Below are 11115 nucleotides of genomic sequence, written 5' to 3' on the forward strand. Positions count from 1 at the left end.
GATGATCCGTTTTCCTCCGTCCCTTTCGAATCAATTAGTATTCGATGCCTTGGCGGGCTAGGAGGCCTTCGTCGAAGTAATGTTTGATGGGGCGCATTTCGGTGACTAGGTCGGCAAGGTCGGCCAGTGGCAGCAGGCCTCGGCCGGTGAGCACGAGCTCCGTGGTGGCGGGCTTTATCGCGATCAGCGCTTCGACATCCCCGCGCGTCACGAAGCCGCGGCGCATGGTCTCGCCGAGTTCGTCCAGAATGAGCACGTCGACCTGCGAGATCTGTTCGCGTGCAAGTTCCATGATCTGCTCGGCGCAAGCCTCGGGCGTGTCACGGTCGGCCTGTATAATGCGCAGTCCCAGGCGCGGCGCGGCATCGTGTTCGGCGCAGTGCAGCTTCTTGGCAAACTGCAGCATGAGTACGTCGAGCCCATAACCCGTGGCGCGCAAAGCCAGCCCCAAGGCGGCCGTGGTTTTGCCCTTGCCGTCGCCTGTGTAGATTTGAACCTTGCCGACTCCCAGTGATGCCATCTCTGTCCTTTCGTGCCCGGCGTCGGTTTATCGCCGTTCTGGTTGGGTATTCTAGAAAACATTATCAACCCCAGTAGATGGAGTTCAAGCAGATGGAGATGGATGACAACAAACGTAGACGGAATATGATCCTCTACGTGCTCATCGCCTTCGTCGTCTACCTCGTGCTCTCGACCGTTCTGTTCCCCAACATCGGTCACACGCAGCAGATTACGAAGACCGATTACTCGACGTTTGTCAAAGCGCTCGATAAGAAGAGTGTCGACAAGGTCGAGTACAACACGGATGATTACACGATTTATTACACCAAGAAGGGCGAGGACGAGAACATCGCCTACAAGACGACCGGTGTGCCGAATGACGCTGGCTTTACCGATCGCGTGCTTGAATCTGGCGCCTCGCTTGAGTCGGTCGTTCCCGATAAAAACTCGGGTCTGATGACCTACTACCTGCTCACGCTTATTCTGCCCATGGCGATTTTCTTCCTGATCGGCTGGTGGCTCAACCGCCGCATGAAGAAGGCCATGGGTGATGACGGTCCGTCGATGAACTTTGGCGGCGGTGGTTTTGGCGGCGGTGGACTGGGTAAGTCCGGCGCGCGCGTGATCGCCTCCAAGGACGTGGGCGTGACCTTTAAAGATGTCGCCGGCCAGGAAGAGGCCAAGGAATCCCTCAAGGAGGTCGTCGACTTTCTGGAGAAGCCGCAGCGCTACGAGGAGATCGGCGCCAAGCTGCCGCGCGGCGCTCTCCTTGTTGGCCCTCCGGGTACCGGTAAAACCCTGCTCGCCAAGGCTGTGGCCGGCGAGGCAGGCGTGCCGTTCTTTAGTATTTCTGGTTCTGAGTTTGTTGAGATGTTCGTCGGCCGCGGCGCCGCTAAGGTTCGCGATCTGTTTAAGCAGGCCAAGGAAAAGGCCCCGTGCATCGTGTTTATCGACGAGATCGATACCATCGGCAAGAAGCGCGATGGCGGCGGCTTTAGTGGCAACGACGAGCGCGAGCAGACGCTCAACCAGCTGCTGACCGAGATGGACGGCTTCGATAACCACAAGGGTATTGTCGTTCTCGCTGCCACCAACCGCCCCGACAGCCTCGATCCCGCCCTGCTGCGCCCCGGCCGTTTTGACCGCCGTATTCCCGTTGAGCTGCCCGACCTGACCGGCCGTAAGAACATTCTTGAGCTGCATGCCAAGAGCGTGAAGACGCAGCCGCCGATCGATCTGACCGCGATTGCCCGCGCCACGCCCGGTGCCTCGGGCGCCGACCTGGCCAACATCATCAACGAGGGCGCCCTGCGTGCCGTCCGTGAGGGCCGCAAGCGCGCTACGCAGGACGATTTTGAGGAGTCGGTGGAGGTCGTCATCGCCGGTCAGCAGCGCAAGTCCACGGTGCTGTCCGACCACGAGAAGCAAGTCGTTTCCTACCACGAGATCGGCCATGCCATCGTTGCCGCCCGCCAGAAGGGCTCTGCGCCTGTCACGAAGATCACCATCGTGCCGCGCACGAGCGGTGCTCTGGGCTACACCATGCAGGTCGAGGAGGATGAGCGCTTCCTGACCACACGTCAGGAGGTCCTGGACAAGCTCGCCGTCTATTGCGGTGGCCGTGCAGCCGAGGAGCTCATCTTTGGTGAGATGACGACCGGCGCCGCCAACGATATCGAGCAGGCCACCAAGCTCGCCCGTAACATGGTGACGCGCTTTGGTATGTCCGATGAGTTTGGCATGATGGCGCTCGGTACCGTTCAGAATGCGTACCTCAACCAGGACACGTCGCTCACCTGCGCCCCCGGTACGGCCGAGCGCGTGGACGCGATTGTCGCCAAGCTGATCGAGGATGCGCACGATCGCGCTCTGCAGATCCTGAAGGAGAACAAGTTCAAGCTCCATGAGCTGGCTCGTTATCTGTACAAGAAGGAGACCATCACGGGCGAGGAGTTTATGAATCTCCTCACGCGCGAGAATCCGCTGATGCCGAAGCAGCAGTAATACTGGTTGCGCAGTGTCAATCGCCCCATTTGAGTGTTTATCTCAAATGGGGCGTTTTGCGTGGGGAGAGTTGTATATGAAGATCGTGGTAAGTGCCTGCTTGATGGGCGAGAGCTGCAAGTATAACGGGCTCGACAATTACCATCGCGAGCTGGTCGAGGCCTGCGAGCGTACAGGGACTGAGGTCCTCTTGGTGTGCCCTGAGGTCTTTGGGGGCCTGCCCACGCCGCGCAAGCCGTCCGAGATTGTGAACGGCGAGGTCCGTACCTGCGAGGGCATCTCGGTCGATCGCGAGTTTCGCCTGGGTGCCGAGCGCGCGCTCGATATGTGCGAGCAGGCAGGCGGGCCGTCCCAGATCGCTGCGTGCATCCTGCAGGACCGTAGTCCCTCGTGCGGCGCGGGCCGTATCTACGACGGAACCTTCAGCGGCACGCTCACCGCGGGCAACGGCGTTTTCGCCGACCTGCTCTTGCGCCACGGCTACCGCGTGATTCCGGCAAGCGAGTTCGACCCCAGCATGCTGGAGCAATAAAAAACCACAACAAAGGTGCCTGTCCCCTTTGTGGTGGTTTTGGGTTAGAGCTAGAGGGTGTGGCCGTAGGCGTTGGCGGCCTTGATTGCGGCGGCGAACTTTTCGTCGGTGAAGGGCTCGGGGTTTCCCTGCTTCCACTCATTGGTGGCGTGTGCGTATTCGCACAGGGCCGGGATATCCGCCTCGGTAAGGCCAACCTGCTCAAGCGTTACGGGTAGCCCCATCTGCTTGTTGAAGGCAGCATAGCGCTTAAGGTTCTCGGTGTCGCCCGTGTAGGCGAACAACACCAGCACGCCCAGGCTCACAACCTCGCCGTGCAGGTAGGTCCCCTCACGCGGAATGCTGCAGGTGGCGTTGTAGAACGCGTGCGCCACGCTCGAGTTGTAGTAGTAATCGTTCTGGTTGGTCAGGTTCGAGACATAGCCCGTGTTGACCACGATGTCGAGCGCGATCTGCTTGACGGCCTCGCTCGACAGGTCCTGGCGCACGTCCTCAAGACCCTGGACGCCGTAGGTAAACAGCGGCTCGGAGCAGGTGTGGGCGAGTGCCAGGCCAAGACCGGCGGTGTGCTCCAAATTACCGGCGCTCGTGGCGTACTCGACCTCGGGCTGCTTAGACAGGGCATCGCCCACGCCGGCCCAGAAGTACTCCGCTGGTGCCTCGGCGATGATCTTGGGGTTGATGAAGATGTGCGCCGGTCGGTTGGGGTACGAATAGCCCTCGAGCGAGCCGTCGTCGTTATATACGACGGCAATGGCTGTCGCGGCCGAGCAGTTGGAGCAGATCGTCGGCACGGTAAAGACGATCTTCTTGAGCTCGATAGCAGCCGTCTTGACGGTATCGAGCGCCTTGCCGCCGCCGCATGCGATAAGCACGTCAGCTTCCTGGCAGGCAGGGGAATTCACGACCTTGGCGATATTGGCACGCGTACTGTTGGTGCCGTAGACGCGCGTCTCGAGAATTTCGACGTCGGTACCCGCCAGCGCAGCTTCGATACCGGGAAGTGCTGCGGCCAGTGCCCGCTTGCCACCGATGATCGCGACCTTCTTCGCGCCGTACTCTGCCAGTGCGGCGGGCAGCTCAGTAAAGCAATCCTCGCCGACGGTGTAATCGCTCATTCCGATCGTGCGCATAGCAACCTTCTTTCGCTCGATAAAGTGCTTACAGGTATTTTGCTCCAAGAGAAGATCCGCGGCCGCAAGAAATTTCGAACGTATAAAACCAGTGTTGAGGGTTTTTCGCCGGCGCGGAACGTGCTAGCATACTCCGCATAAGCGTTGATGGGGACGAGTAGTCGGCCGTCCGCATGCTACAGAGAGCGGGGAGCGCTGAGATCCCGTGCATGCGACCGATGAAAATCACCCCGGAGCTGCGGTCCCAACGGACGTACCGCTCAGGCACGTCTTAGTAGACATCGCCGAGATGGTCGTCGATACAGACCAGCCGAGTAACGGATGCGAGCGCGCGGCGACGCGAGCGAGGGCATCTGAGCTGGGTGGTTAAGCGAAGAGCTTTTACGGGCAGTCTGCCCGTTTTGTGGCGCTTCGTCCCAGCTTGTAGGGACGGGCGCTTTTTTGGTGCCCAAAGGGCGTGCGCGCCCACGATATGAAAGGGGTACCGTGGCAAACGAGTACAAGCAGACGATGAATCTGCCCAAAACCGGATTTCCCATGCGTGCCGGTCTTTCCAAGTCCGAGCCAAAGCGACTCAAGGACTGGCAGGACAACAAGGTCTACGAGCAAGTTCTAAAGAAGAACGAGGGTCACAAGAAGTTCGTGCTGCACGACGGCCCTCCGTACGCCAACGGCCCGATCCACATCGGCCACGCCATGAACAAGATTTCCAAGGACATGATCAACCGTTACTGGATGATGCAGGGCTGCGAAGTTCCCTATGTCCCCGGTTGGGACTGCCACGGTCAGCCGATTGAGCACAAGGTCGAGGAGAAGCTCGGCACCGAGAAGTTCAACCAGACCTCCACGGCTAAGATCCGCGAGCTGTGCAACAAGTTCGCCGTCGAGAACATCGAGCTGCAGAAGGCCGGATTCCGTCGCCTGGGCGTGCTCGGCGACTGGGACAACCCGTATCTGACGCTCTATCACCAGCATGACGCCGCCGACATCGAGGTCTTCAAGGCCATGTTCGACAAGGGCATGATCTATCGCGGCCATAAGCCCGTCCACTGGTGCAAGCACTGCCACACCGCACTCGCCGAGGCTGAGATTGAGTACTCTGACGAGACGAGCCCGTCCATCTTCGTGCGCTTCGAGATGACCTCCAAGCCCGCCGGCCTCGAGAACTTCGACGGCCCGGTTGACTTCATCATCTGGACGACCACGCCGTGGACCATCCCCTCCGACCAGGCAGTTTCCCTCAAGCCCGGCGCCGCCTACGTCGCCGTTGAGCACGACGGCCGCGCCGAGGTCATGCTCGAGGACCTGGCTCCCAAGTGCTGCGAGGAGTTTGGCTGGGAGTACACCCCGGTCATGGTCGACGGCAAGCCCTATGTGGTTCCCGCCGAGACCTTCCACCACATCCACTACAAGCAGCCGATCTTTGACGGTGTCGAGGGCGTGGCGCTGCTGGCCGATTATGTCGGTGTCGACGACGGTACCGGTATCGTCCACAACTCGCCCGGCCACGGCGTCGACGACTACTTTGCCTGCCTCAAGGAGGGCATCACCGACATCTGCATGCCGGTCGATGACGACGGCAAGTTCTACACCGGTGAGGAGTTTGGCACCGGTGGCCCCTTCAGCGGTATGGACACCGATGAGGCCAACCCGCACATCATCGAGTTCCTGCGCGAGCGCGGCACCCTGGTCCTCGAGAAGAAGATCACGCACAGCTATCCGCACTGCTGGCGCTGCAAGCACCCGGTGCTCTTCCGTGCTACCGACCAGTGGTTCGTCTCGATGGACAAGACCGGCTTGCGCGAGCAGGCTGGCAAGGAGGTCCGCGAGAACGTCAAGTGGTATCCGGCCCACGCCGCCAACCGCATCGGCGCCATGGTCGAGCAGCGCCCCGACTGGTGCATCAGCCGCCAGCGCAACTGGGGTGTGCCTATCCCCAGCTACACTTGCGCCGACTGTGGCGAGAAGGTCATGAACGACGCCACGCTCGACGCCGTCATCAAGCTCTTCCACGAGAAGGGTTCCGACGCCTGGTTCACCGACGCTCCCGAGAGCTACCTGGGCGAGGCTTGCGTCTGCCCCAAGTGCGGCGGCCATCACCTCAAGGCCGATAAGGACATCCTCGACGTGTGGTGGGACTCCGGCGTGTCTTGGAAGGCCGTCTGCGAGTATCGCCCCGAGCTGGAGTATCCGGCGGATGTGTACCTCGAGGGCTCCGACCAGCATCGCGGTTGGTTCCAGAGCTCGCTGCTCACCTCGGTGGGCGCCAACGGTCATGCTCCGTACAAGGCGGTCGTCTCGCAGGGCTTCACGCTCGATGGCCAGGGCCGCAAGATGTCCAAGTCGCTCGGCAACGTCATCGACCCCAATAAGGTCTGCGACGAGATGGGCGCCGACATCATCCGCCTGTGGGTTGCCTCCGTCGATACCAGCTCCGACGTTTCCATCGACCACGAGATTCTCGCTCGTACGTCCGATGCCTACCGTCGTTTCCGCAACACGCTGCGCTTCCTGCTCTCCGAGCTCGAGGGTCAGTTTGAGCCCGAGAGCGACGGCGTCGCCTTTGCCGACCTGCTGCCACTCGACAAGCTCATGGTTGCCCGTCTGACCCAGGTCCAGGCCGAGGTCGACGATGCCTACGCCAGCTACGAGTTCCCGCGCGCCTACCGTGCGCTCTACGACTTCGTGGTTACCGAGCTCTCCAACGTGTACCTCGACGCCCTGAAGGACCGTCTTTACTGCGACAAGCCCGGCTCGCTCGAGCGCCGCAGCGCCCAGACCGTGCTGGCCGAGCTCTTCTCGATGCTCATGCGCGACCTGCAGCCGATCCTGTCCTACACGGTCGACGAGGCCATGGCCTATGCGCCTGCCGGCTGCGTTGACCACCAGAAGTACGCCGCGCTGCTCGATTGGTACAAGTCGCCCATCACGGTCGACGAGGCCAATGAGTTTGAGGGCGTGCTCGAGGCCTCACTCGAGCTCCGTAGCGCCGTGACCAAGGCCCTTGAGGATGCCCGCTCCGCCGGCACCTTCACCAAGAGCCAGCAGGTTCGCGTCAAGGCGGTCGTTCCCGCCGAGATGTACGCGCTGCTGACCGGCGACAAGGCCGTCGACCTGGCCGAGTTCTACATCGTCTCCGATGTTGAGCTGACCCAGGGCGAGGAGCTTTCCGTTGCCATCGAGGCTGCCGAGGGCGAGTGCTGCGACCGTTGCTGGAACTACCGCACCACCGTCGGCGAGTACAACGGCCACGCTCACATTTGCAAGCGCTGCGCTGATGCGCTGAACTAACCGTTGGGGACGTTCTTAAACGACTGTCAAACAAGAACGTCCCCAACGTCAACTTTTGTCACGTCCAAGCGGCATTCTGTTTTTCGGAATGCCGCTTTCGTTTTTAGCTGGTTATTTCGCTAGCGTTGGTGAATATGCTGCGCGTTTGGCGTTTGTCACTATAAGATGATTACTTGCGTTAAACGTAATTCGATGTTCTTGAGGGTAGGGGATTTCTTTGGGTCGTACTGGGGATATGACGCCGCCTTTGCGTTGGCGGTTGGGTGTTGCTGATGGGGTGGCGCTGGTTGTGCTGCTTGTTGACCAGCTGACCAAGCTTGCGGTTCGTGCCGTGGGCGACGCTTTGCATGTGACCGTCATCCCCGGTGTCATCGACTTTATGTTTGTCCGCAATATCGGTGCTGCCTTTAGTATGGGCGAGGGGCATGGCATCGCGTTTGCCGTGCTGGCGTTGGCGGTCATTATCGCTATTGCCGTGTACCTCGTTCGTGCACCCAAGCTCGCCCATCTTGAGGTCGTGGGCATGGCGATGGTTGCGGGCGGTGCTATTGGCAACGCTATCGATCGTTTGGCCTTTGGCTTCGTGACCGATTTTATTGCCACCACCTTCATCGACTTCCCCGTCTTCAATGTTGCCGATATCGGCATTACCTTGGGCGTCGTGCTCGCCCTCTTCGGATACATGTTCTTGAGCCCCGCTGCCCGTGAGGTCGATGCGACCGCCGAGCTTAACGCCCGTGACGAGGCCCGCGCTAAGCGTAAGGCCCAGCAACGCGGGGAGCGTGCCCGCAAGATTCGCGAAAGGAACGAGCGCTAATGGCCGACATCCATATTCTTGTTGCCGACGATGCCGCCGGTCAGCGTCTTGACGCTTATCTGGGCGCCAATGACGGTTGCCCTACGCGTTCTGCCTGTGCGCATCTGATCGAGGGAGGTGCTGTTGCCGTCAATGGCGAGACCTGCCTGTCCAAAAAGTACGCCGTGCGAGCCGGCGATCGTATTTCGGTCGACCTGCCCGAGCCGCACGATCCGACCGATGTGATTCCCGAGGCCATCCCGCTCGACATTCGCTATGAGGACGATTATCTCATTGTGCTCTCCAAGCAGCGCGGCCTGGTGTGCCATCCTGCGCATGGTCATGAGAGCGGTACGCTCGCGAATGCCCTGGTCTATCACTGCGGTATCGACCATCTGGGCACCGTGCAGGGCGAGGACCGCCCCGGCATCGTGCATCGCCTGGATCGCGATACCTCGGGCCTTATGCTCGCGGCAAAAGACGACGACACCCAGCGCGCGCTCCAAAATCTCATCCGCACGCGTACGCTCGACCGTCGCTATATCACACTTGTTCACGGGCACATCGCCATGGACGAGGGCACCATCAACACCGGCATTGCCCGATCGACGCGCGACCGTGTCAAGATGGCGGTTTCGGACGATCCTTTCGCGCGCCAGGCCATTACGACCTTTAAGGTCCTCGAGCGCTTTGATTCCACGCGATTTGACGACGGCTATACGCTCGTCGAGTGCCACCTGTTTACGGGCCGTACGCATCAGATTCGCGTACACATGCGTCATATCAACCACGCCTGCGTGGGCGATCAACTCTACGGCAAGTGCGATGCACGCGCCGATCAGGGTCTGACCAGGCAATTCCTTCATTCCTGGCGCGTCGCATTCGACCATCCCGTGACGGGCGAGCGCATCGAATGCCGCGACGAGCTGCCGTGGGATCTCGCTGCGGTTCTTGACGACCTGGCCCCGCGCTCGCTTGGTCGCACCGCCGCCGGCGACGACATCGTCCCGCAGCTTGGCCTGCTCGAAGCCTAGCCGGTATTAGGTGGTTTCTTGAACTCGGTAAGCCTGCGGTAAGATATACGATTGTTTACGTAACGCGTTCCTGGGAGCCTGCATGCTCGCCTTTTTACAAACCAACACGCCCATCGTGATCTTCAACCAGATTGTCGTCACGCTGCTCACGGTCTGCTTTCTGTACCAGGTGGTCTTCTTTGTCATTGGCGCTCTTCGTGGCGAGGTCGCGCCTCCCAAGGCCAAAAAACTCCATCGCTATGCCTTCTTTATCGCGGCGCATAATGAGGAGGCCGTGATTGCCAACCTCGTTCGCTCCATCAAGGACCAGGATTATCCGTCCGAGCTTATCGAGGTCTTCGTGGTTGCCGACGCCTGCACCGACAACACCGCACAGCTCGCGCGCGAGGCAGGTGCCATTGTTTACGAGCGCAATGATCTTGCCCGTAAGGGTAAGAGCTGGGTCATGGACTTTGGCTTCGACCGCATCCTTAACGAGTATCCCGACACGTTTGAAGGCTACTTTATCTTCGATGCCGATAACGTTATCTCCCGCGATTACGTGTCCAAAATGAACGATGCCTTTGACCAGGGCTTCCATGTGGTCACGAGCTATCGCAATTCCAAGAACTTCGGCAGCTCGTGGATCTCGGCGGCTAATGCCACGTGGTATCTGCGCGAGGCGCGCTTTCTCAACAACGCGCGCAACATCTGTAAGACGTCTTGCGCCGTCTCGGGTTCGGGCTACCTCATCTCCGCTAGTGTCATCGAGGGCATGCACGGTTGGCAGTTCCACACGCTGACCGAGGACATCCAGTTCACCACGTTCTGCGCCATTCACGGCATTCGCATTGGCTATGCGCCGGCAGAGTTCTTTGACGAACAACCCGTGACGTTTAAGGCGTCCTGGAAACAGCGCATGCGTTGGACCAAGGGCTTCTACCAGGTGTTCTTTACTTACGGTAAGCACCTGATCAAGTCGACCTTCCGCTACCATCGCTTTGCCGCCTACGACATGTTCATGACGATCGCCCCGGGTATGCTGCTGTCGCTCATCTCGATGCTCGCCAATGCGACGTTCTTGATTGTGGGTGGCCTTTCGCATGGTTTCTTGGCTACCGAAGTTGAGATGCAGGCGTGCGCCGCTTCGCTCATTATGACCTTCGCCATGATGTATCAGACCTTCTTTATCCTGGCGCTGCTCACGACTATCTTTGAGTACAAGCACATTCACTGCGCGCAAAAGTGGCGTCTGGTGACTAACCTGTTTACCTTCCCGATCTTTATGTTCAGCTATATCCCTATCACGGTGGCCGCGCTGTTCCTGAAGGTCGACTGGGTGCCGACGCAGCACGCCGTCAACGTTACCCTTGACGAGGTCATGCAAGGCGCCAAATAACCACCACCAAAACCACCGCAAAGGGGACAGTGAACTGCCTCCCATTTCTTGGACATCGGGAAATGGGAGGTTTTCCATGAGTATAGACCTCAGGGTGAAGCACGACCTGGAGTCCAGGAGGCGGGCCGTCGAGCTCTTCGACGCCGGCGTCGGCTGCAAGCCGGCGGCCGAGGCCCTGTCCGTCCCCCGCGAGACCGTGAGAGAATGGCAGTGGGTATACCGGGCGTTCGGAAGCGAGGCGCTGCTGTCCATGGGCGGGAAACAATCCAGGTACACATTCGAGCAGAGGGTCGCCGCGGCGTCGGCCGTGGTCGACGGCGGGATGGCGAAGGCCGACGCTATGGCCGAGTTCGGGATCAGGTCGAAGTCCCCGCTGGAGCGCTGGTGCAGGCTCTACCGCGAGGGCGGCGCCGAGGCGCTGCGGCCCCGCCCGAAGGGCAGGCCGA

The 11115-nt window shown here is 60.2% G+C and carries 9 protein-coding genes; 7 read left to right on the top strand and 2 right to left on the bottom strand.

The annotated features are described in order from the left end of the window. Nucleotides 1-34: 34 nt before the first annotated feature. The gene (locus HMPREF9463_RS07465; RefSeq protein WP_035138158.1) at nt 35-520 is read right to left on the bottom strand and encodes a cob(I)yrinic acid a,c-diamide adenosyltransferase; all 486 of its coding nucleotides are present in this window, start codon (nt 518-520) and stop codon (nt 35-37) included. 92 nt (nt 521-612) lie between these two features. Here HMPREF9463_RS07465 and ftsH point away from each other — a divergent pair, with 92 nt between their 5' ends. Both ftsH and HMPREF9463_RS07475 read left to right on the top strand, forming a co-directional pair. Then, nucleotides 613-2505, top strand: a complete 1893-nt coding sequence (gene ftsH, locus HMPREF9463_RS07470) for an ATP-dependent zinc metalloprotease FtsH (protein ID WP_198019956.1) — start codon at nt 613-615, stop codon at nt 2503-2505. A 76-nt stretch (nt 2506-2581) separates the two neighbouring features. Continuing rightward, the gene (locus HMPREF9463_RS07475) at nt 2582-3037 is read left to right on the top strand and encodes a 2-thiouracil desulfurase family protein (RefSeq protein ID WP_035138160.1); all 456 of its coding nucleotides are present in this window, start codon (nt 2582-2584) and stop codon (nt 3035-3037) included. 50 nt (nt 3038-3087) lie between these two features. Here the strand turns inward: HMPREF9463_RS07475 and HMPREF9463_RS07480 are convergent, their stop codons facing one another. Beyond that, nucleotides 3088-4170, bottom strand: coding sequence for an iron-containing alcohol dehydrogenase family protein (locus HMPREF9463_RS07480; protein ID WP_035138163.1), 1083 nt, complete (start codon nt 4168-4170; stop codon nt 3088-3090). Nucleotides 4171-4680: 510 nt separating this feature from the next. Here HMPREF9463_RS07480 and ileS point away from each other — a divergent pair. The 5 genes from ileS to HMPREF9463_RS07505 all read left to right on the top strand — a co-directional run. After that, complete coding sequence (gene ileS / locus HMPREF9463_RS07485) at nt 4681-7461, top strand: isoleucine--tRNA ligase (RefSeq protein ID WP_369796803.1); 2781 nt, start codon at nt 4681-4683, stop codon at nt 7459-7461. A 217-nt stretch (nt 7462-7678) separates the two neighbouring features. Further along, on the top strand, nt 7679-8278 hold the full coding sequence (gene lspA / locus HMPREF9463_RS07490; RefSeq protein ID WP_232219774.1) for a signal peptidase II: 600 nt from the start codon (nt 7679-7681) through the stop codon (nt 8276-8278). Further along, nucleotides 8278-9291, top strand: coding sequence for an RluA family pseudouridine synthase (locus HMPREF9463_RS07495; RefSeq protein ID WP_035138166.1), 1014 nt, complete (start codon nt 8278-8280; stop codon nt 9289-9291). Before lspA ends, HMPREF9463_RS07495 begins: the two co-directional genes overlap by 1 nt. A gap of 82 nt (nt 9292-9373) precedes the next feature. Beyond that, the gene (locus HMPREF9463_RS07500) at nt 9374-10669 is read left to right on the top strand and encodes a glycosyltransferase family 2 protein (RefSeq protein ID WP_035138169.1); all 1296 of its coding nucleotides are present in this window, start codon (nt 9374-9376) and stop codon (nt 10667-10669) included. Between the two features lie 76 nt (nt 10670-10745). Continuing rightward, on the top strand, nt 10746-11115 hold a 370-nt coding region (locus HMPREF9463_RS07505), incomplete at its 3' end, for a helix-turn-helix domain-containing protein (protein ID WP_035138170.1).

Origin of the sequence: Collinsella sp. 4_8_47FAA, from assembly GCF_000763055.1 — a bacterium.
Taxonomy (GTDB): domain Bacteria; phylum Actinomycetota; class Coriobacteriia; order Coriobacteriales; family Coriobacteriaceae; genus Collinsella.